Origin of the sequence: Neobacillus sp. KR4-4 (assembly GCF_042136325.1) — a bacterium.
GTDB lineage: Bacteria > Bacillota > Bacilli > Bacillales > Cytobacillaceae > Neobacillus.
In genome coordinates, this window is the sequence record NZ_JBHHJU010000016.1 from 103,883 (window position 1) to 127,119 (window position 23,237).

General features: G+C 39.7%; 19 protein-coding genes. 17 read left to right on the plus strand and 2 right to left on the minus strand.

From position 1 onward, the window contains the following. Positions 1 to 127 precede the first annotated feature (127 nt). The 11 genes from ACE198_RS16955 to ACE198_RS17005 all read left to right on the plus strand — a co-directional run bounded on the left by ACE198_RS16955 (position 128) and on the right by ACE198_RS17005 (position 15,894). Positions 128 to 1,744, plus strand: coding sequence for an ATP-binding protein (locus ACE198_RS16955; RefSeq protein WP_375376350.1), 1,617 nt, complete (start codon positions 128 to 130; stop codon positions 1,742 to 1,744). Positions 1,745 to 1,940: 196 nt separating this feature from the next. Next, a complete protein-coding gene (locus ACE198_RS16960) occupies positions 1,941 to 3,692 on the plus strand; it encodes an ABC transporter ATP-binding protein (RefSeq protein ID WP_375376351.1) in 1,752 nt (583 codons plus the stop codon). 19 nt (positions 3,693 to 3,711) lie between these two features. Further along, positions 3,712 to 4,386 (plus strand): response regulator transcription factor, encoded by a 675-nt coding sequence (locus tag ACE198_RS16965; protein WP_375376352.1) that lies wholly within the window; start codon positions 3,712 to 3,714, stop codon positions 4,384 to 4,386. Then, a complete protein-coding gene (locus tag ACE198_RS16970) occupies positions 4,383 to 5,420 on the plus strand; it encodes a sensor histidine kinase (RefSeq protein WP_375376353.1) in 1,038 nt (345 codons plus the stop codon). The genes ACE198_RS16965 and ACE198_RS16970 overlap by 4 nt, the downstream gene beginning before the upstream one ends. Before the next feature lie 201 nt (positions 5,421 to 5,621). After that, positions 5,622 to 7,814, plus strand: coding sequence for an alpha-galactosidase (locus tag ACE198_RS16975; protein WP_375376354.1), 2,193 nt, complete (start codon positions 5,622 to 5,624; stop codon positions 7,812 to 7,814). A gap of 330 nt (positions 7,815 to 8,144) precedes the next feature. Then, positions 8,145 to 8,708: a glycerol-3-phosphate responsive antiterminator gene (locus ACE198_RS16980; protein ID WP_098570968.1), complete on the plus strand. Its 564-nt coding sequence runs from the start codon at positions 8,145 to 8,147 to the stop codon at positions 8,706 to 8,708. A 353-nt stretch (positions 8,709 to 9,061) separates the two neighbouring features. Continuing rightward, a complete protein-coding gene (locus tag ACE198_RS16985) occupies positions 9,062 to 9,886 on the plus strand; it encodes an MIP/aquaporin family protein (protein WP_375376355.1) in 825 nt (274 codons plus the stop codon). A 25-nt stretch (positions 9,887 to 9,911) separates the two neighbouring features. Next, the gene (gene glpK / locus ACE198_RS16990; RefSeq protein WP_375376356.1) at positions 9,912 to 11,402 is read left to right on the plus strand and encodes a glycerol kinase GlpK; all 1,491 of its coding nucleotides are present in this window, start codon (positions 9,912 to 9,914) and stop codon (positions 11,400 to 11,402) included. A gap of 135 nt (positions 11,403 to 11,537) precedes the next feature. Then, positions 11,538 to 13,190, plus strand: a complete 1,653-nt coding sequence (locus tag ACE198_RS16995) for a glycerol-3-phosphate dehydrogenase/oxidase (protein ID WP_375376357.1) — start codon at positions 11,538 to 11,540, stop codon at positions 13,188 to 13,190. Between the two features lie 248 nt (positions 13,191 to 13,438). Continuing rightward, the gene (locus ACE198_RS17000) at positions 13,439 to 14,821 is read left to right on the plus strand and encodes an L-cystine transporter (RefSeq protein ID WP_375376358.1); all 1,383 of its coding nucleotides are present in this window, start codon (positions 13,439 to 13,441) and stop codon (positions 14,819 to 14,821) included. Between the two features lie 227 nt (positions 14,822 to 15,048). Next, positions 15,049 to 15,894: a VOC family protein gene (locus ACE198_RS17005; protein WP_375376359.1), complete on the plus strand. Its 846-nt coding sequence runs from the start codon at positions 15,049 to 15,051 to the stop codon at positions 15,892 to 15,894. A 69-nt stretch (positions 15,895 to 15,963) separates the two neighbouring features. Here ACE198_RS17005 and ACE198_RS17010 read toward each other — a convergent pair whose 3' ends face one another. Then, positions 15,964 to 16,116, minus strand: a complete 153-nt coding sequence (locus ACE198_RS17010) for a DUF3934 family protein (protein WP_098570963.1) — start codon at positions 16,114 to 16,116, stop codon at positions 15,964 to 15,966. Positions 16,117 to 16,216: 100 nt separating this feature from the next. Further along, positions 16,217 to 16,450 (minus strand): hypothetical protein, encoded by a 234-nt coding sequence (locus ACE198_RS17015; protein WP_098570962.1) that lies wholly within the window; start codon positions 16,448 to 16,450, stop codon positions 16,217 to 16,219. A gap of 192 nt (positions 16,451 to 16,642) precedes the next feature. Between ACE198_RS17015 and ACE198_RS17020 the strand changes: the two genes are divergently transcribed. The 6 genes from ACE198_RS17020 (at position 16,643) to ACE198_RS17045 (ending at position 23,090) form a co-directional block, all read left to right on the plus strand. After that, the gene (locus ACE198_RS17020; protein WP_375376360.1) at positions 16,643 to 17,200 is read left to right on the plus strand and encodes a DinB family protein; all 558 of its coding nucleotides are present in this window, start codon (positions 16,643 to 16,645) and stop codon (positions 17,198 to 17,200) included. A gap of 20 nt (positions 17,201 to 17,220) precedes the next feature. Further along, positions 17,221 to 17,976, plus strand: a complete 756-nt coding sequence (locus ACE198_RS17025; protein WP_375376361.1) for an NRDE family protein — start codon at positions 17,221 to 17,223, stop codon at positions 17,974 to 17,976. A gap of 209 nt (positions 17,977 to 18,185) precedes the next feature. Next, complete coding sequence (locus tag ACE198_RS17030; protein ID WP_375376362.1) at positions 18,186 to 19,928, plus strand: sensor histidine kinase; 1,743 nt, start codon at positions 18,186 to 18,188, stop codon at positions 19,926 to 19,928. 47 nt (positions 19,929 to 19,975) lie between these two features. Next, on the plus strand, positions 19,976 to 20,719 hold the full coding sequence (locus ACE198_RS17035; RefSeq protein ID WP_375376367.1) for a response regulator transcription factor: 744 nt from the start codon (positions 19,976 to 19,978) through the stop codon (positions 20,717 to 20,719). 121 nt (positions 20,720 to 20,840) lie between these two features. Then, entirely contained in the window at positions 20,841 to 22,121 is a 1,281-nt protein-coding gene (locus ACE198_RS17040) for an ABC transporter substrate-binding protein (protein ID WP_375376363.1), read from the plus strand. Between the two features lie 21 nt (positions 22,122 to 22,142). Continuing rightward, positions 22,143 to 23,090, plus strand: a complete 948-nt coding sequence (locus tag ACE198_RS17045) for a carbohydrate ABC transporter permease (RefSeq protein WP_375376364.1) — start codon at positions 22,143 to 22,145, stop codon at positions 23,088 to 23,090. Positions 23,091 to 23,237: the final 147 nt, after the last annotated feature.

The window sequence follows — 23,237 nt, forward strand, 5'->3', positions numbered from 1 at the left end:
AATCCCCTGCTAAAAACAGGGAATTATTCCCTTTTTTTGAAAGCGTATTATTACTATGGTAATAGTCATAATATTAGTTTAAGATAAAAGGGATTATTCGAAAATAGTTAGATTGGGTGGAAGCTTAATGATCCTGTTAGACTATATTTTTAATCTTGCAATTTTTTCACTTCTGGTTAGTACACCTTTAGTCATTTCCTCATTCTTTAAGCATAAATCATTTAAACTTGCTCGCTTCTGGACATCTGTATATGCGGGGGTGGTTTCCGTACTTCTCGTTTTACTGTCATTCCAGCAGCAAGGCTATTCATACGATATCAGATATGCCCCTGTTATACTCATGTTTGTGTATCTCGGGCCACTCGCAGGATTATTAACTGGACTGTTTTCATTACTTGCAAGGCTGTGGACAGGCGGACAATGGGATCCAGTTCTAACTGGCTGGGGATTGTTGATGTTGGGTTTCTCAATTATATACTTCTATACTAAATACTTCACGGTTATCAAAAAAATCATCATATTTTTTGCTGGCTATTGTGTGATTTATGGGATTACGGTCTTTACTTTTAAGATATTTATTGATAACCCTATCTTTCATTTACAATATCTGTTATTTGTGATGTTAGGGGTGATCATTGGCGCTTTACTCATTGAGTCTTATGAAAAGCTGCATAGATTAAATAATAGGTTAACAGATATGTATAAACTAGTAGAGGCAAGTGAATCAAAGTACCGTCTTATTGCTGAGAATACATCAGACCTTATCCTAGTTTTGAATGATGAACAGTCAGTGATTTACTTGTCTCCTTCACATGAAAGTGTTTTAGGATATCAGGGCTGGGAGATAGAAAGATTGGAAAAGTACCATTTAATCCATAGGGACGAAGTTGAATTATTTAAAAATACAATAAAATGGATGTTGGATAATAAAGAGATCAAATCCATTGAATTTCGAATGAGGCACAAAGATGGAAGATGGATTGAAGTTGAGTCACGCTGTGTGCCCGTCTTGGGAGAAGATGGAGCAGTTGAAAATATCGTCATTATAAGCAGAGATATTTCGGAACGTAAACAGGCAGAAGAAATACTACTGCGCTCGGAGAAACTATCGATTGTCGGGGAGTTAGCGGCAGGGGTCGCCCATGAAATAAGAAATCCGCTTACTACCATAAAAGGCTTCATGCAACTTTATAAAAGAGGGGGCAGTTCGATTGATGATTTGCTTCTTAGTGAATTAAATCGGATTGAAACCATTACCAGCCAACTGCTAACTTTAGGAAAACCGCAAGCAGTTCAATTAGACCGGACGAATATTCTTGAATTAATTAAAGAGACGCTTGAACTTCTAGCCCCTGAGGCATTGATGAGTAATATCCAGATAAAGCTGGATTTTGAGGAATCATCCTACTATATTACCTGTGAGAAAAATCAATTAAAGCAGGTCTTCCTAAATATCTTAAAGAATGCTATGGAAGCAATGAAGGAAGGGGGAGAAATTCTCGTCCGCCTTCGCAAGGGGCCAGATGATGAATGTATTATTTCTATTCAGGATCAGGGATGCGGGATCCCTGAAGAATTACTTCCTCGATTAGGAGAACCATTTTATACATTAAAAGAAAAAGGAACAGGCCTTGGCCTAATGATTAGCCATAAAATCATAAAACAACACCATGGCAGCATTACATTTAGCAGTAAAGAAAAAGCAGGAACCAACGTTGAAATAAAATTTCCGTCGGCCAGTTGAGACAATTGGGTGTTAAGAATGGGGTGTCAATGGGGTGTTAATGGGGTGTCAGGCACCACCCGTGGACAAATGTCCACGAGTGGTGCCTGACACCTTTTTAATGTTCATATTCAATTCATATAATTTTTGTATAATTTAGTTTGTAATAGTGAATGAAAGAGGAAGTATGTGATCGATAGAGGGGATGTAAAGAAATATGTCAGATGTGAAGAACGAGAGGGGATGGCGTCAGTTTATTCGATTGGTTCAACATACCAAGCCATCTAAATTGCTCTTGGGTATGGCACTTATATTAAGTGTAGGAACCACCTTGGTGGGGCTGTTTGTCCCATTGTTCACTAAAAATCTTATCAATGATTTTTCTCTTAGATCATTAAGCACTGGAAGAATCATTCTTCTCGTTTGCGCTCTCGTCATTCAAGCCGTTGCGAGCGGGATATCCATCTATATATTAAATCATATCGGACAATCGGTTGTGGCAGGGATTCGAGACCGTTTATGGAAGAAACTGCTCCTCTTACCAATACCGTTTTATGATGAAAATCAAACAGGAGACACGGTCAGCCGAATGACGAATGATACAGCAGTGGTAAAAGGATTAATTACCGACCATCTCGCCAATTTTCTATCAGGGACCATTTCCATCATTGGTTCGATTATTGTCTTACTGCTCTTGGATTGGAAAATGGCTTTGTTAATGTTTATTGCCCTGCCGCTTGCGGCGGTTATTTTAATGACACTTGGCAGAAGAATGCATCAGGTGTCCAAAGGTATGCAAACCGAAACAGCACAGTTTACCTCCGTCATTCAGCAAGTATTATCTGAAATACGCCTAGTCAAAGCTTCGAATGCGGAGGAAGTTGAATATCAGCATGGTAAAAATGGTATTACGAAGTTGTTTCAATATGGGTTGAAAGAAGCAAAAATTCAAGCGCTGATTTCTCCATTGATTGGTTTAGTAATCATGGTATTACTAGTCGTCATTCTAGGATTTGGTGGAATGAGAGTATCTTCAGGTGCATTGATGGCGGGTGATTTAGTTGCTTTTATCATGTATCTTTTTCAAATCGTTATGCCAATGGGGCAATTAGCCTCCTTCTTTACCCAATTTCAAAAGGCAACCGGTGCGACCGAGCGGATTATTGCCATTATAGATATGAATGAGGAACAAGATGATTCTAAAAGGGATGTCCAAAATATGAATCAACCCATAACGGTGGAGCGGCTGCATTATTCATATAATAATGGGGATTCCGTACTAAATGATATCAATTTTTCCATAGATGCTGGCAAGGTAACCGCTATAGTTGGTCCGAGTGGCAGCGGGAAAACGACACTGTTTTCATTATTGGAGCGGTATTATCAACCGCAGCAAGGAACAATTCGCCTGGGGGAGGAGCCGATTAATGAATTCTCACTGTATTCTTGGAGAAGCCAAATTGGTTATGTATCACAGGAAAGCCCGATTGTTGCAGGAACCATTCGTGATAATATTTGTTACGGAATGGATAAACAAGTGGACGAGGATGATTTAATAAGGGTTGCAAAAATGGCCTATGCCGATCAATTTATTGCCGAGCTGCCAAATGGATATGACACCGAAGTAGGAGAAAGAGGGATCAAATTATCGGGAGGACAACGGCAGAGAATTGCGATTGCACGAGCCTTTCTAAGGGACCCGAAACTATTGATGTTAGATGAAGCGACCTCTAGTCTTGATAGCAAATCTGAACAAGTAGTACAACAAGCATTACAGAATTTAATGAAGGGACGAACTACACTCGTGATTGCTCATCGTTTGTCGACCGTTATTGACTCTGATCAAATTATCTTTTTGGATAAAGGGAAAATAACCGGCAGCGGCACGCATGAACAACTAGTCCAAACTCACTCCTTATATCGTGAATTTGCCGAACAGCAATTACGAATCAGCGAACCTGCTCAATAGATGGAAAGGATGAGGAGCGATGACAAAATTATTAATTGTCGACGATGACGCTAATATTCGCGAACTTGTGCTTCTTTTTTTGAAAAAAGAGGGATTCGAACTGTACGAAGCATCAGATGGGATGAAAGCGTTAGAGTTGATGGGAAAATTAAAAATTGATTTAGCGATCATTGATATTATGATGCCGAATATGGATGGCTGGGAATTGTGCCGAGAGATTCGGGAGTTTAGTGATATGCCAATCTTAATGTTAACCGCCAAAGGTGAAACCTCACAAAAGGTAAAGGGATTTGAACTTGGGGCCGATGATTATCTAGTGAAACCTTTTGATCCAGCCGAATTAACGGCCCGAGTCAAAGCTGTATTGAAGCGGTATAAAATAACGGTCTCACAAACGATAACTATTAATGACTTTATGCTGAATCGCAAAACACATGAAATTTCTTTTAAGAATAAAGAAATTACCATTCCGTTGAAAGAATTTGAACTGTTGTTTAAATTAGCGAGCTATCCCGGAAAGACCTTTTCAAGAGAGGTATTAATTGAAGATATTTGGGGTTACGACTATGAGGGAGACGAGCGAACGGTCGATGTGCATATTAAAAGGATAAGGGAGAGGTTCTCAGAAGAAGAATTCCCGTTTCGAATTCAGACGATTCGGGGATTAGGTTACCGGTTTGAGGTAAAACCATGAAGGTCAAACGGTTTTTCCAGCATTTATTCGGGGTCTGTTTCTTTATTGTATTTGTTTCGTTGGGCTTTTCCGCAGGTTACTTTATCGTCTCCGGAATCTATCGCTTATTCCATCTTCATACATCTGATTATCTTCGTCATATGGCGGAGGTTGTCAGTAGTTTATTAACGATGGCGTTTGTGGGGCTTCTTATTAGTTTATTTACGAACTCCAAGCGTCACAATCTCTTTCATGAAATACTTGATGCCTTAAGCAGGATTGCCAAAGGTGATTTTAATGTATACCTCGATTTAAAGGTTGGAAGAGAAAATCAATTTACCAAACTGATTGACCATATCAATCATATGGCTAAGCAATTAAAACAGTTGGAAGAGATGCGGCAGGAGTTTATTTCCAATGTCTCTCATGAAATTCAGTCACCATTGACGTCAATAATGGGCTTTGCCCAAGCCCTCCAATACGATCAGCTAACAAAAGAAGAGAGAAACCATTATCTCAGTATCATTGAAACGGAAAGTAGAAGGCTCTCGAAATTAAGTGATAATCTCATGAAATTAACTTCGTTAGAATCCAAGCATCATCCCTTTGATCGGCATAGTTATCGATTAGATCAGCAAATACGGACGATTATTTTAGCCTGTGAACCGCTTTGGCTGGAAAAGGGTCTGGAATTGGATGTTTCAATGGAGAAGGCCGCCATCATTGCAGATGAAGATTTGATGAGCCAGGTTTGGACGAATCTCTTTCACAATAGTATTAAATTTACACCGAGCCAGGGGATGATTCGTGTTCATCTCGAAAAAGTGGATGACAAAACGATCGTGAAAATATCAGATACGGGGATTGGCATTTCGAAAAAAGACCAGATTCATGTATTTGAACGATTCTACAAAGCCGATAAGGCAAGAGACCGGTCAAAAGGAGGCAGTGGGTTAGGGCTCTCCATCGTCAAAAAAATCATCGAAATGCACGAAGGAACCATCCTTGTTGAAAGCGAAGAGGGGAAGGGAACCACCTTTACAATTACATTATAATGAGTGTTAATAATGGGTGTCAGTAATGGGTGTTAGTAATGGGTGTCAGGCACCGCTCGTGGACAAATGTCCACGAACGGTGCCTGACACCTTTTTTTACACCTCTTTTTCATAAATTGTTCTGTTAGGCATATGGCAAATCATATTTATTGTAAGATAAGTAATTTTGGCTATTCAGCGAATATGAAGGAGTGAGCGCCGGTGCCAATTGATTGGGATGAAAAGGCTGGGATTTTCCATTTGTACAATAACAAGATTAGTTATTTGATTCAAATTGTCCACGATAAATATCCTGCCCATTTGTATTGGGGCAAGAGGGTTCATGCGCTCCAGCCGTCTTCCATTCTAGCATTTAAACGCAGGCCTTTTTCTCCGACGACGGAACCTGATTTTCCGCAATTTTCACTTGATACGCTGCCACAGGAATACCCTGCTTTTGGGAACGGGGACTTTCGCTCGCCGGCATATCAGATCCGCTCCGCTGACGGGACTACAGTAACGGAATTTGTCTATGATTCTCATGAAATTTTTCAAGGAAAACATCCACTTAAGGGATTGCCTGCTGCGTATGTCGAGGATAAATCTGAAGCTGAAACATTAGTGCTGACAATGGTAGATGCCATGCTTGGGATCGGGATGAATCTTCATTATACAATTTATCGTGATTTTGATGTGATAACAAGATCGGTCTCCTTTGAGCACTTTGGGAGCCTTGATGTGGAAATACATAAATGTATGAGTATGTCAGTGGACATTCATCGGTCAAATTGGGATTGGATTCACCTTTATGGAACATGGGGGCGAGAGCGTCACATTGAAAGGCGACCGCTTAACCACGGAATTCAAATGATTTCATCAGCTCGAGGTGCAAGCAGCCATCAGCATAATCCGTTTGTTGCGCTCCTTGCGAAAGACACCAACGAAGAGCAAGGAGATGTGTATGGGATCAGTTTGGTCTATAGCGGGAATTTTCAAGCTTCCATCGAAGTCGATCCATTTCAAACTTCTAGACTCAGCATCGGCATAAACCCTTTTGATTTTACATGGGTGCTGGAGCCGGGGGAAACGTTTCAGACTCCTGAAGCTCTAATGGTGTATTCCTCGGAAGGGCTTGGAGGAATGTCCAGGACTTTTCATAAAATACTGAGGGAAAGAGTTTGCCGTGGCGTATACCGTGACAAAACACGTCCAATTCTCATTAATAACTGGGAAGCCACTTATTTCAACTTTAATGAAAAAAAACTTTTCGACCTTGCGGATGCAGCAAAAGAATTAGGCATTGAACTGTTTGTATTAGATGATGGATGGTTTGGGCATCGTGACAATGATAAAAGTTCGTTGGGTGATTGGTATGTTTTTAAGAAAAAACTTCCCAATGGTTTAGATGGATTGGCTGATTATATCCAAAAAAAAGGGCTGCAATTTGGGATATGGGTGGAGCTGGAAATGGTTTCTCCTGACAGTGATTTGTACCGTAAACATCCCGATTGGTGTATCCATGTGCCGGGAAGGAACCGGACACAGTCTAGAAATCAATTAATTCTTGATTTAAGCAGGGAAGACGTATGTAATTTTTTAATCGAAACGCTCACTCGTGTATTTAGCAGTGCTAAAATTTCCTATGTCAAATGGGATATGAATCGAAATATGACTGAGGTGGGTTCAGCTGCGCTGCCGCCTCATAGGCAAAAAGAAACTGCACACCGTTACATGCTTGGACTGTATCGAATCCTGGGAAAAATGACCAAACAATTTCCGCAGATTTTATTTGAAAGCTGTTCCGGTGGGGGCGGCCGCTTTGATCCTGGCATGCTCTATTACATGCCGCAAACCTGGACGAGTGATGATACAGATGCTGTTGAACGGCTTAAGATTCAATACGGAACAAGCCTCATTTATCCTGCGATTACCATGGGGGCACATGTATCAGATGTGCCGAATCATCAAGTGGGAAGAATTACACCGCTTTTAATGAGATGCCATGTGGCAATGGCGGCAAATTTGGGCTTCGAATTAAATATCGACAAACTAAGTAATGATGATAAGAAGGTTGTAATGGAGCAAATCAAACGATATCATCAAATCAAGGATATTGTCTGTTTTGGGGACTTATACAGGCTGTTAAGTCCGTTTGATGGAATGGATACAGCTTGGATGTATGTGTCACCGAACCAGGAAAGGGCTGGAGTTTTTTACTATAAAACTTTGGCAACACCAAATCCGCCATTTTTCCGGCTGAAGTTGCGCGGGCTACGTCCGTGTGAGATTTATAGAGTAAATGGGGGAGAACAGGAATATGCGGGCGATGAGTTAATGAACATTGGCTTAACGCTGCCACTGATAAATAGAGATTTTTATTCGAGTGTTTACCACATTGAAGCGTTTGAAAAGTAATCAAACAAAAAATCCGAGCTTTTAGGTCAATATTTCAATTAAAATTAACAAGTTTGACAATCTATATACCTGTGGAAAAGAATATATTTGGTATGCTTAATATAGAAATATCATAGCCAGGCTTAGAGACTTGGAGAAAGCCATAAAAACAAATGGGAATGATACATTACTATTCCTATGCGTTTTTATGGCTTTTTTGTATGTACGACTAAACCCTTGAGAATGAAGTATGGGAGGGTCTAGATTAGTATTTTCTGTAAAGACTGTATAGAAGTAAAAAAGTATTATAAAATGGTGAGAAGAGACTGAAGGTGAGAGGTGAACAATGGGATGAGTTTTTTTGGACAAAAGGTGTTACCGGCAATTCGAAAAATAGAAGATTTCGAAAAAATGATGTCAAGGAACTATGAATATATTGTAATTTTAGACATACATGTTTCCAGACTGAAACCCATTTTTCAAATGGCTCAGGCCAACCATAAAAAGTTAATCATTCACATGGATTTAGTTCATGGATTGAAGAGTGATGAATACTCAACAGAATATATCTGTCAGGAATTTAAACCATTTGGCCTGATTTCTACTAAAGGAAGCGTGATTCTTAAAGCGAGACAAAAAGGTGTAAAATCGATTCAGCGTATGTTTCTACTAGATACTAGCTCGATCGAAAAGAGTTTTGCGTTAATCGAACGGACAAATCCGGATTATATAGAAGTATTACCGGGAATTATGCCAAAAATAATTAAAGATATCCGGAATCGTACGAATAAAGAAGTTTTTGCTGGAGGATTAATAGATACCATTGAAGAAGTAGAACAAGCCTATGAAGCGGGAGCAATTACGATAACAACATCCAATAAAGAATTATGGAAATATTTCGAACCGAAAAATTAGGATGAAACTAACAGTTTCACTGGCCCTAGTATATTCATAGAAATAAAGCTTAAAAGCGTAAAGACATTATTTGTATGCCTTTACGCTTTTTTAAGGAGTTTGATTGTTGATTGTCATCAAGGTAAGAATGAAAAAATACTGGATGCTAGAAAGATGTGTATTGTTTATGAATCTAGTTGACAACGCTTTCAGTCTACCTTTATAATATTAACTAAGTTGATAATATGTGAAGAAGATTTTAGAGACTCACGGAAATACCCCATTTTTACGGGGGATTTTCTGTGCGTCTTTTTTCGTTTTATTCACAACAAGTTCCAAGGTAAAGATGTTTTTTTTAAAAGAGGAGGTTAATTATGACAGCTTTTTGGGGTGAATTAATTGGCACGGCAATTTTAATTACATTAGGCGCTGGCGTGTGCGCAGGAGTGAATCTGAAGAAAACGCTCTCTAATGGCAGTGGTTGGATTGTTATTACCTTTGGATGGGGGTTTGCGGTAGCAGTTGCTGCCTACTCAGTGGGTAAATTTAGTGGTGCACATCTAAATCCTGCATTAACAGTTGCGTTAGCATTTACCGGCGATCTTCCGTGGAAAGAGGTCCCAACTTATATTTTCGGTCAAGTGATTGGAGCAATAATTGGAGCAACAATTATTTATTTTCAATATCTTCCACATTGGAAAGTGACAGAAGATCAAGGGGCAAAATTAGGAACATTTGCAACAGGTCCTGCTATTCCTCATACTTTTGCAAACTTAATTAGTGAAATTATTGGTACATTTATTCTTGTTTTAGGAATCTTAGCAATCGGTGCAAATAAATTTGCAGATGGACTAAATCCACTCGTGGTAGGCTTCCTTATTGTTAGTATCGGTTTGAGTCTTGGGGGAACAACAGGATATGCGATCAATCCCGCCCGTGACTTTGGTCCAAGGTTAGCACATGCCCTTCTTCCAATTCCGGGAAAAGGAAGTTCTAATTGGGGATATTCATGGATACCCATTGTAGGCCCAATCCTTGGAGGAAGTTTGGGAGGATTATTTTATAAAGCTGCCTTTCTCGGTAAAACAGAAATGAGTCTTTGGTTTATAATAGGGGCAATTGTAGTTGTTCTTGCAATCGCTTCTGTAATGGGAAAGAAACATCAGGAAACGGTCCGAGTAGAAAAAGTCAGTGCATAATTTTAATTAAAGGGAGAGTTTATATATGGAAAAATACATTTTATCCTTAGATCAAGGTACAACAAGTTCACGTGCTATTCTTTTTAATAAAGAAGGAAAGATTGTCCAAGTCGCTCAGCAGGAATTTCAACAATTCTTCCCTCAACCAGGCTGGGTAGAACATAATGCAATTGAAATTTGGGGTTCGATCCTAGCGGTAATGGCTTCTTGTTTGGCCGGGGCTAATGTAAAACCAGAACAAGTGGCTGGAATCGGTATTACAAACCAACGGGAAACAGCAGTTGTCTGGGATAAAAAAACTGGCCAGCCGATATATCATGCCATTGTTTGGCAATCCCGCCAAACAGCAGCGATTTGTGAAGAATTGAAAGCAAAAGGATATGATCAATTATTCAGGGATAAAACAGGCCTTTTAATTGATGCTTATTTCTCTGGAACAAAAGTGAAATGGATTCTTGAAAATGTAGAAGGTGCAAGAGAAAAAGCAGAGCGTGGAGAACTGCTATTTGGAACGATTGATACATGGCTTATTTGGAAACTATCTGGTGGAAAAGCCCATGTAACAGATTACTCCAATGCATCGAGAACATTGATGTACAATATTCATGACCTTAAATGGGATGAAGAGTTATTAGAAATTTTGTCAGTTCCTGCTTCAATGCTTCCGGAAGTACGCCCATCTTCAGAAGTATACGCTGAAACAGTTGATTACCATTTCTTTGGCTGTAATGTGCCAATTGCCGGAGTTGCGGGTGACCAGCAAGCAGCGTTATTCGGTCAAGCATGCTATGATAAAGGAATGGCGAAAAATACTTATGGAACTGGCTGCTTTATGTTAATGAATACCGGAGAACAAGCAGTAAAATCAGAGAACGGTCTGTTAACAACAATTGCATGGGGTATTAACGGAAAAGTAGAATATGCACTTGAAGGAAGTATCTTTGTTGCTGGGTCCGCCATCCAATGGCTTCGTGATGGGCTCCGTATGTTTAGAAATGCTGAAGAGAGCGAAAAATTTGCAACGAGCGTAAAATCAACAGATGGTGTATATGTAGTTCCTGCCTTTGTTGGGTTAGGAACACCTTATTGGGATAGTGATGTACGTGGTTCGGTTTTTGGCTTAACTCGTGGTACCACCAAAGAACACTTTGTTCGCGCAACGATAGAATCCCTTGCTTATCAAACAAAGGATGTCTTAACTTCAATGGAGGCGGATTCAGGTATTTCGCTTAAAACTTTGCGTGTAGACGGCGGCGCTGTTGCCAATAACTTCTTAATGCAATTCCAAAGCGATGTATTAGATGTACCAGTGGAGCGTCCAGAAGTAAGAGAAACTACAGCATTAGGAGCAGCTTATTTAGCAGGATTAGCGGTGGGTTATTGGGAAAGCCAAGAAGAAATCGCTGCTCAATGGAATATGGATAAAGCATTTACACCAGATATGGCTGAAGAGGATCGAAACAATTTATATACAGGTTGGAAAAAGGCTGTAAACGCAGCTAGGGCTTTTAAATAATCGTAATGTATGGTAAGCTATACTTAAGTTAATATTTTGGCGGGAGAAACTCGAGAGGCCACAACAAAGCAATGGATTTAATACCATTGTGATTGTTGTGGCCTCTTTTTTTTATCCCCATTGGAGGTAACCATAATGCAAATGTTAAAATTTTCAAGTTCAAATAGAAACACAATTCTAAAGGAAATGGTCACAGAAGAATTTGAGGTACTTGTCATCGGTGGTGGAATAACAGGTGCTGGAATCGCATTAGATGCCGTAACAAGGGGTATGAAAACGGCATTAGTAGAAATGCAAGATTTTGCTGCAGGGACATCTAGCCGATCAACGAAACTTGTTCACGGTGGTCTCAGGTATTTAAAACAATTCGAAGTGAAGATGGTCGCGGAAGTGGGGAAGGAACGGGCGATTGTTTATGAAAATGGCCCGCATGTAACGACACCAGAATGGATGCTCCTGCCAATGCATAAAGGTGGGACGTTTGGGAAATTCAGTACATCAATTGGACTACGAGTCTATGACTTTTTAGCAGACGTAAAAAAAAGTGAACGAAGAAAAATGCTTTCTCCGGATGATACCATTCTGAAAGAGCCGCTGATTAAAAGAGAGGGCTTAAAAGGCGGCGGTTATTATGTGGAATATCGTACTGATGACGCCCGGTTAACCATCGAAGTTATAAAAGAAGCGGTGGCGCATGGTGCCAAAGCAGTAAATTATTCAAAAGTAATCGAGTTTATTTATCAAAATGGTAAGGTGATTGGTGCTAAAGTTGAGGATCTATTAACTGGTACCGTTCATGATATTTACGCAAAACGCATCATAAATGCCACTGGCCCTTGGGTTGATTCCCTCCGCGACAAAGATAAGTCGTTAGCTGGAAAAAAACTGCGGCTGACCAAAGGGGTCCATTTGGTAATTGATCAGTCGAGATTTCCCCTAAAACAAGCTGTGTATTTTGATACAGCTGATGGCCGCATGGTTTTTGCCATTCCAAGGGATGGGAAAACGTATGTGGGGACCACAGACACCTATTATGGCAACGATCCGATTTATCCAAAAATGACGGAAGCTGACAGAGATTACATTCTTAATGCCATTCATTATATGTTTCCAACTGTTTCCATTAAGGCAGAGGATATTGAATCTAGCTGGGCAGGGGTAAGACCGCTGATTTATGAAGAAGGCAAGGATCCCTCTGAAATTTCGCGAAAAGATGAAATATGGGTTTCGAATTCCGGTCTGATTACCATCGCAGGCGGGAAGCTGACGGGATACAGAAAAATGGCGGAAACGGTGGTGGACTTGATTGCAAAACAGAGCGGCCATTTTCAAGCTTGCCAAACGAAACATTTACCTATATCCGGTGGTCATGTTGATGGGGCTAGTAACTTTGCTTCCTTTGTTGAAAAAAAGGAAAAAGATGGGGAGTTAAGAGGATTTACAAAGGAACAATATCGCAAATTAGTTCATCGCTATGGTTCCAATATTGATCGGATTTTTGACATTGCGAAAAGGTATGACCCCAATAACAAGTTTGGTTTGCCGGTTGAGGTGTTTGTTCAAATTGTTTATTCGTTAGAGGATGAAATGACAGTAAAACCAGTAGACTTTTTTATCCGTCGAACAGGAGCTTTATTTTTTGATATTCACTGGGTAGTAGAATGGAAAGATGCCATTCTGGACTATATGGAAGATGCGCTTGGATGGACGGTGGAGGAGAAGACCCGATTCAAGGAAGAATTAGAAACAGCCTTAAAGGATGCGATCCATCCGATTCCGAATGAATGATGTGAGTTATTCTCGCAGTGCATTCCCAATGTTAACCTAATTTTTGGAGGATTGAAAAACTAATCAAACGTTTGATTAAATAAGTGACGGGCTTGGAATATAAGGAAAAGTCCTATCATATTATTTACCATATCAAACGTTTGATTGTTATATTTCGTGGCAGGTATATGGTGACGACCATAATTCCGACTTAATTCATTGGAATATTTGGATTACAATTTTTCCGAATTTGAAGGAGGATGGATAGTATGAATTTCTTGCTGATCCTCGTCAATGTAGCTGTTCTGTTATTACTCATGTTTGGATTATTTACGATGCAAAAGAAGCATGTTTCTTTTTCCAAGCGTGTTTTTAGTGCGTTAGGTTTAGGTATTATCTTTGGTTTTCTCATTCATCTTATTTATGGCACGACACATGAAGTAACGACAGGTTCCATCAATTGGTTTAACATTGTCGGGAATGGCTATGTGAAACTACTACAAATGGTAGTTATGCCACTGATCTTTGTCTCCATTGTCGGCGCCTTTACAAAGTTAAAGTTAACGAAAAATATTGGGAAAATTAGTTTCCTTGTCATCGGCATCCTGCTTGCAACGACTGCCGTTTCTGCGGCGATTGGAATTGGCTCTGCATTGGGATTTGGTCTTGATGGTGTACAGTTAACTGAAGGGGAAGCCGAAGCAGCTCGTAATGCCCAGTTAGAGGAACGAGTTACTGGAATAGAAAATATGACTCTCCCACAGCAAATCATTGAGTTAATCCCAAGCAATCCATTTCAGGATTTAACAGGAGCGCGAGCGACTTCTACGATTGCGGTTGTTATTTTTGCTGTGTTTATTGGCATCGCTTATCTTGGAGTTAAACGCACAGACCCAGAAACAGGAGAATTTTTTGCTGAAATCATTGATACGGTCTATTCCGTTGTCATGAGGGTAGTCACACTAATCTTACGTCTAACGCCATATGGAATTCTTGCCATCATCACAAGGGTCACAGCAACAAGTGACTATGCGGCGATTGCGAAATTAGGTAAGTTTGTGATTGCCTCCTATGTGGCGCTCATTTTGGTGTTCATTGTTCATTTACTACTATTATCCTTTGCAAAACTAAGTCCTGTAAATTATGTGAAAAAAGGACTGCCAACATTGACCTTTGCCTTTACGTCACGGACTAGTGCAGGAACTTTGCCAATGACCATTAAAACGCAAACGAAAGACTTTGGTGTGTCAGAAGGGATTGCAAACTTTGCCGGCTCGTTTGGATTGACCATTGGTCAAAACGGATGTGCAGGTGTTTATCCAGCAATGTTAGCAGTGATGGTTGCACCGGCCGCTGGAGTGGATCCAACGAGTATATCCTTTATCTTAACTCTCATTCTTGTGGTCGCGATTAGTTCCTTTGGTGTAGCTGGTGTAGGCGGCGGTGCCACCTTTGCAGCGCTGATTGTATTATCTGTCATGAACCTTCCAATTGCGATTGTTGGTTTGCTCATCTCAGTGGAACCGCTTATTGACATGGGAAGGACAGCATTAAACGTTAGCGGAGCAATGACATCTGGTATATTAACCAGTAAAGCAACAGGTGAATTTGAAAACGAAGTCTATAAACAGCCGGACATTGTAGAAGCATAACAAACGGGTTTTAGGGCTTTTTCGCATAGCGGAAGAGTCCTTTTTTTGCAGCATAGAAATGGACTGGTTTTCACTTTATTTTTAATTTAAAATACTTGAATTCAAGATAAATTCAAAGTACACTGTAATCATAGGTGATTGGATTCGAATGAATGGTATGTATGATAACCATACTTAAATAAAAGGAAATTTCTTATACAACTGATTGACGAAAGGATGAGGAGAAAATGGATCAATTTCATCAAGCTCCAAATATATATGTCGGAGAGGTCAATATTAAGGTGAAAAATCTCGATTATTCACTTATTTTTTATCAAAATATTATGGGGTTTCAAGTGTTGGAAAAATCAGAGCGGAAAGCGGTCTTAACGACCGATGGAAAAAAGCCATTACTAACGCTAGAGCAGCCAAAGGAGGTTGTGGCGAAAACAGGTCGTACGTCAGGCCTGTATCACTTTGCCATTTTACTGCCATCACGAGCAGATTTAGCAGTCTTTTTACGACACATGGTCCAAACTGGATATCCGCTCGGTGCCGCAGACCATTATGTAAGTGAGGCGTTATACCTTAATGACCCTGACGGCAATGGGATTGAAGTGTACCGGGACCGCCCTTCTTCAGAATGGAAATGGAACAACGGTTTAGTCGAAATGGCCACCGAAGAGCTTGATGGCAATGGAATTATTGCAGAAAGTGAGGCGGAGTGGAGCGGTTTACCAGCAGGTACACTCATGGGTCACATTCACCTGCATGTCAGCAATTTGCAAAAAGCCGAGGAGTTTTATACAAAAGGGCTGGGTTTTGAGATAGTTAGTTACTATCCACAAGCGGCATTCCTATCAACAGGCAGATATCATCATCATATTGCGATCAATACTTGGCAGGGAGAAGGTGCTGCCACTCCCCCGAAAAACAGTGTAGGGTTAAATTGGTACACGCTCGTTTTCCCTGATACGGCAGCAAGAGAGAAAGCCTTGAACCAACTAAAACAAATAGGTGCTCCAATTACGAAAGAAGCCGAATACTATGTAACCGAAGATCCTGCAGGAAACCAAATCCGTTTAATATTATAAAACAGTAATGGGTGTCAGGCACCACCCGTGGACATTTGTCCACGAGTGGTGCCTGACACCCATTTATTGTTACTGTTTTTCGTCTGCTTCTTTGGCTCTTTTTACGCCCTTGCTGACATATGGTTTGGCGCTTTTGGCTTTTTTGACTCCAGCCTGCCAACGAGTCCAGCCCTTTTTGCCGGTTCCTCGACCGGTCCCGCCTTTCCCTTTTGCACTACCCATTTAACCACTCCATTACTCATGTACGTACATCCAACCGTGTTGGTTAGATTAACAAGTTTAACACAGTTCACCCGAGATTTCCCCTTGAAATATTCGTTTGTTAATGAGTGAAAAATCCTAAGGCGTATTTAATTCCTTCTTCAATATTGCTTGTTTCATATCCCGCTAAGTCTTCATGGGTTACTTCTAACTTTGTTCTTACTAAGGAATAGCCGCTGTCTAGTTCGATATCCAGGAGTACTTCATATCCTAAGGCGTTTTGAGTTATTTCAATAATGTCATATTCGCGAATCGCTGTCCCTGTTTCGTATTCGAATGGTTCTAATTCAGACATGAGAACAATACCTCCAAATGTATTTGGTTCTAGCTATTATTATTTCCAGAGTTGTGAATAACCTTCGTGAGTAGGATCATTTTCTTTTTAGCAATTTCAGCCTATTAAAGGATTGCCTCTATGCTAAAAGGAATTACTAAGAAGATGGCGAATTAGAATGAGTGGTTTATTTTCCTATACGGAGGTAATAACATGGATTTGGATACATTATATATAATCGATCAAAAAGATAGTTTAGGGTTGGAGTTCAGTAAATTGGTGTCGATGATGAATTATACAAGGTACACTACGATTGAAACGGTAAAGGGACTTACTGTGGAAGAGTTAGACTTCCTTTTTGATGAGGAGGCAAATTCAATCGGAATGCTGTTGGCTCATTTGGCTGCGGTCGAAAAGGCTTATCAAGTTGAAACGTTTGAAAATCGTGATCTAAATGAGAAAGAGCTAAGCATTTTACTTCCCGCGCTAGACTTAGGAAGTCTTGGGAGAGAAATGATTAAAGGCAATAGCATTGATTATTACTTGGAGCAAATGGGCGAAGCACGGAATGCAACCATCGAAATGTTTAAAACGCTTCCTGATGAATGGTTATATGAACAAACGCCGTTTTGGCATGATCGCCATGCGAATAATTTCTTTAAATGGTTCCATGTGTTTGAAGATGAACTGAGTCATAGAGGCCAGATTCGTCTGATCAGAAAAATGCTCAATAAACGTAAACAAACGCTGAAAAAAGCCGTGGATAATTGAATAGAGGGCTGTGATTTCTAATGTGTTTAATACTTTTTGCTTATCAAGTCCATCCAATCTACAAGCTCATTGTGGCAGCAAACCGAGATGAATTCCTAGGGAGACCTACTTCCCCGGTACATTTCTGGGAAGACCAGCCTGACATCCTGGCCGGAAGGGATTTAGAAAAAAAGGGTACCTGGATGGGGGTTACAACAGGTGGGCGGTTTGCGGCGTTGACCAATTATCGTGACCCAAAGGAAGCAACGGATGGAAAGCGCTCACGGGGTGAATTGGTTACTGAAGCCTTGAAACACAAGGGAAATCTAAAGGCTTATATGGAAGACCTTGGAGGACGAAAGGACCTGTATCCAGGCTATAACTTATTGGCCGGTGATGGAAATGAACTATATTATTTTTCAAATAAAGGGCATGAACTGAAAAAGATTGTTCCTGGGATTTATGGTGTCAGCAATCACTTACTAAATACTGACTGGCCAAAGGTTCAAAAAGGAAAGGAAGGATTGGCCAAAATTATCAATGGAGAAGAGGATGGACTAGTAGCGGAACTTTTGAATATGCTTCAAAATTCAGACCAGGCACCGGACGAACTTCTTCCACACACTGGAGTTTCATTAGAATGGGAAAGAAGGCTTTCGCCATTGTTTATAAAAAGTGAGAACTACGGGACCAGGAGTTCAACCGTCATGTTGATGTCGGACAAAGAAATTCACTACGTGGAGCGAGTCTTCTCTATGGAGGGTATAAGTGAACAGCAATATAAAATTGAATTATAGAACTTTGTGAATCTAAATGAAGGGTCAAGGAAAGTTTTCTCTCCTAGACCCTTCATTTTTATTTTCATAAAAGTGTTCGTAACTACCAACTAAAAACACAGGAGGTACCTATAGAAATAATAACAACTCTGGTTTATGATAAGGGAGATTTATGAAAACGATTACCAGTAATAAAAGGATGAGACTGCAGTTATGGGGAATGTGATATCATGCGAAGATTACAAGGTTTGAAAATGATAATCGAAGTTATTAAAAATATATCCACAAAACTTAATAATCAATTGAATGGCAGTTTTCGAACCAAGTTGATGCTGTTTTTTATCGTAGTGGCACTGATTCCTCTTCTTTTATTCGGTTTTCTCTCTTATCAAAAATCATCCACGATAGTAAATAAACAATTTAATGATTATGAAAATTTTGCTGTTTCACAGCTTGAAACGCAATTAGAGAATACGATTAATCAGATGTTTGTCGTTTCAAACGATATACATCAATATTTATCCGACCCTACCTTAATAGTCATTAAAGAGGAGATTCCAAGAACCTATGAAGGTTTCATCGAGAAAAAGAATTTTGAGAGATTCCTTGAAGCTCATAAAACGTTTAATACGAAAGGAATCTACTTAATAACAAATTCCGGATATTATTATGGGGGAAACGATCTCAATTCTCAAAAACTGTTTCAAATGCCCTTTTGGAAGGAAGCAAGCAAAATAAAACAAGGGGATCGCTGGATTGGATTTTATAAAGTTGATCATTATGGTAGCAGTAAAACACCAGAATCCATTCTTGGTCTTGTATTGCCGATCCAGAGCCAATATGGAATTTTAAAGGGCAGCAAGCTGCTAATTGAGACGAATGCTGACGAGCTTTTTTCATATATTAAGTATCTTGAAAAAGATGTCCACGCATTTATAACCATTCATAATGAAAAGAATAAAGTCATTTACCAAACAAAGGCTAAAAGGGAGCCGCTCTCAAATGATGTTGTGAGGGTGAAAAATATTGATGCCTATGGATGGCAAATTGAGATTCGTGTCCCTGAAAAACTATTTTACCAATCCTCTGAGGTTATCTTTAACTATACTTTGCTAGGTATTTTCGTATTAATTATACTGGCTATCTTATTAGCAATGGTTTTTTCAGCGCCACTGGCAAAACGGATCAGAAAACTAAAGGAATCAATGGAACTTGTTAGTATGGGTGCGCTGCAGACACAAATCCCTGTAAAAGAGCACGATGAAATTGGGAAATTAACCATCAGTTTTAATCAGATGGTCCAACAAATTAAGGAATTAATTGATGAAATCGGAGAGACGGAACGGCTAAAAAGGAAAGCGGAGTTACGGGCGTTTCATTATCAAATCAATCCCCATTTGTTGTTTAATACGCTAAACTCCATTCAGTGGAAGGCGAGGCTTAGTAATGCCAAGGAAGTTCAGCAAATGATTTACCATCTTACCGAAGTTCTTCATGAAAATCTCAATTTTGCTGATGAGTTGATTCCGTTAAAAAAAGAGCTCGATACGATAAGTCATTATTTAAAAGTGCAGGAAATTCGTTTTGGGCATATGTTTGACTACATAGAAAAGGTCAATCCGGAATGCTTAGATTATTTGATACCAAGGTTGTCTTTGCAGCCATTATTTGAAAATATTTTTTTTCATGCCTTTGAAGACGGACAGGGAAAAATTGAATTAACCATTGCAGATCATACAGACTTCTTAGAGCTTTCCTTGAGAGATAATGGAAAAGGAATGAGTGAACAAACAGCACTAAACATACTCAATGACCATTCGACAAAGGACAAAGTACGGGGAATAGGAGTGTTTAATGTCGATCAACGGCTAAAGCTTCATTTTGGAAATGAATATGGCCTGAAAATAGAATCAAGTCCAGATGATGGAACAACAATCAAAATGCGCTGGCCAAAAAGGAGGATGACCACGTGATCAAAGTCATAATAGTTGATGATGAATATATCGTCCGAAAAGGGTTAATGGCCACAGTGAATTGGAAGAAATTCAATATGGAAGTGGTAGCAGATGCATCAAACGGTCAAAAGGGCTGGGAAATGTTTCTTGAACACTCCCCGGCGGTGGTCATTACTGATATTGTCATGCCAGAACAGAATGGCATTGAACTTGCCAGAAAAATTAAACAAGCCGCACCGGCCACGAAAATCCTGTTATTAAGCTGCCACCGAGATTTCGAATATGCCCAGGAAGGAATTAAGGTGGGGGCTTCTGGTTATATTTTAAAAACAGCTTTCCAAGATGATGAGTTTGAAGAATACCTTAAACAATTCACTGATGAAATCCAAAAATCAGAAGAGAGAGAACAAGACAGTAATGGACCGGAAGTCTTAATATATGAAATTGATGAAAAATGGCCGGAACCAATTCAAAAAGCGGTTCTGCTGATTACGAAGGACCTTTCAGAATCCTACTCATCGGTTGATGTGGCCAATGAAGTCGGTCTTAGTAGAAGTCACTTTAGTACCCTTTTTAGTAAATCAGTTGGAGAAAGCTTTCATACATTTACAGAAAAGTTAAAGATCAATGCTGCTAGTGAATTGCTTGAAACTACTTCTCTCACTTTACAGGAAATAGGAGAGAGGGTTGGGGTGCATGACGGGAAATATTTTAGCAAATGGTTTAAAAAATGTACGGGATGTACACCATCTGACTATCGTCTAACAAAAAGGAGAATCACTTCGGACAATCTTACCCCTAACCCATAAATTCCACATAAAATTAAAACATTATTACGAACAATATAAGATGAATTTCAGTGTGATACCGCTTTCATTAGAAGTACAATGAAAGCGGTTAATTTTTTATCTATAGAGGGGGAAATGGAGAATGAAAAAAATCAGCATCCTAGCAATGATTTTATTATTAATTAGCGTCTTCTCCTTGGCAGCATGTTCGAACAGCAGTTCAGGGGAAAAAGCCACTGGAGGAACTGGAGATGAGAAGAATGGAAAAGGAACTATTACACTTCGCTTTGCTACATGGGACTCCGGTGAGGCGCTGAAAATTCAACAGGATATTGCCAAAAAATTTGAAGAAAAGAATCCTGGGGTAAAGGTGCAAGTAGAGGCATATGGTGATGGCTTTGATCAGAAACTAGCTGCTTCCTTTGGGGCAAAAAATCCACCGGATATGATGTATATGTGGAATTTCCCAGCATATTATGAGTCACTTGAGCCGCTTGATGCTTACATTGACGGTGATACAGAAATGGATATGGATGATTTTTACCAAGGTTTATTTAATTATTCCAGAATGAACGGAAAAATTTATGGAATGCCTGCTGGTTTTACAACACGGGTTGTGTATTATAACAAAGATTTATTTGATGCAGCTAATGTCGCTTATCCAAAGGATGGCTGGTCATGGGACGATTTTAAAGAGATTTCTAAAAAATTGTCGGATCCGAGCAAGAAGCAATACGGTTTTGGGGTAGTGCCAGAGCCAGACACGTATGATCTCCAAGGGTTGGTATGGAGCAATGGCGGCAGCTTCATCAGTAAAGACGGGAAAGAAGTTAAGGGCTATATGAACAGTCCTGAAACAATTAAATCAATTCAAATTTTAAGTGATCTTCTTAAGGATAAAAGCGCTGTTCTTGTTGGTGGAAAAAACCAACAAAGCGGTGATGATATTTTCAAAGCAGGAAAGATCGCCATGTGGGAAAGCGGTATTTGGCCTTTAGAAGGATTTAAGGAAGCTAAGATTAATTTTGGAACGGTTGAAGTCCCATCATTTGGGGACAAGCCAGCAAAAGGAGTTATTGCTTCTTCTGCGGTTTCGGTAGCGAAGGATTCTAAGCATAAAGATCTTGCTTACAAGTTTGTGAAGTTTTATTCCTCACCTGAAGCAATTAAAATGCGTACGGCTGATTTACCTGTTCGAATTAGTGTAGTAAAGGAATTGAATATGGAGCAGGATCCATTAGTAAGCCCGTTCTATAAGATGCTTGAACGATCTGACGATACACCAGCCTTCCTTTTAAACAGCAATTGGAATGAGATAAACCGTAACCTTTCCGCAGCTGTGAATGCAGTTATGCTTGGACAGGACGCTGAGAAATTACTAAATAAAGCCGCCAGGGACTCTGAGAAATATATGAAGCAGTAAGACTAAATAAGTGGGGTGTTCATGATGAAATCTTTACCTGCCGCTCCAACCCCCTATGTGGAAATAAACAAGAAAAAGAAAATAAAGTGGGACAAGATTGTCCCACTTCTTTTTATCTCCCCATGGGTCATTGGATTTTTTGCTTTTACGCTTGGACCATTAGTATATTCTCTTTTTATCAGCTTCTATGATTGGCCGGTTGTCGGTGAGGCGACATTTATCGGTCTAGATAACTATAAGACAATGTTTACGGATGATCCGCTTTTTTGGAAATCATTAGGGGTGACGGTTAAATTCGCCGCGTTGTTTGTTCCTTTAAATATTATTGTAGCCCTAGTTTTAGCCATTTTATTGAATCAAAATGTAAAAGGTCATTCCTTTTTCCGAACCTTTTTCTACCTGCCGTCTGTCATTTCGGGCGTTGCTCTTGCGATGATTTGGGCATGGGTATTCAATGGTGAATACGGTATTCTTAATTACTTTTTATCCTTGGTTGATATATCTGGTCCTAACTGGCTGAATGAGACGGGCTGGTCACTAGTAGCGATGGTAATTGCCAGCCTTTGGGGTCAAGGTACGATGATGTTAATCTTCCTTGCAGGTTTAAAAGGTATTTCTGGAGAACTTTATGAAGCTGCATCTATCGATGGAGCTAATAAAATAACTCAGTTCTTCAAAATCACTTTGCCTCTCTTAACACCAACTATTCTATTTAATGTCATCACAACGATAATAGCAGCTTTCCAGCAATTGACCTTAGCTCTGCTATTAACTGGCGGCGGACCGCTCAATTCAACCTATTTTTATGCGATGTATGTTTACGAAAATGCCTTTAAATATTTTAAAATGGGATACTCCTCCGCAAATGCATGGTTTATGTTTTTGATTGTTTTAGGGTTAACAATGCTAGTGTTTAAATCCTCGTCGGCCTGGGTTTACTACGAAGGAGAAGTTAAAAAGAAGAAATAGGATTGCAGCCAATTTATCAATGGTAGTGTCAAAACTTCTATGAAAAAGTGACCTGAAGTTTTTTTCTTCTCTCTTTTTTGTAGTGGAGGTACCCGCAATCGCTCTTGACAAACACACCAATGGTTTGAGGTTCCTTTAACAAGGGCG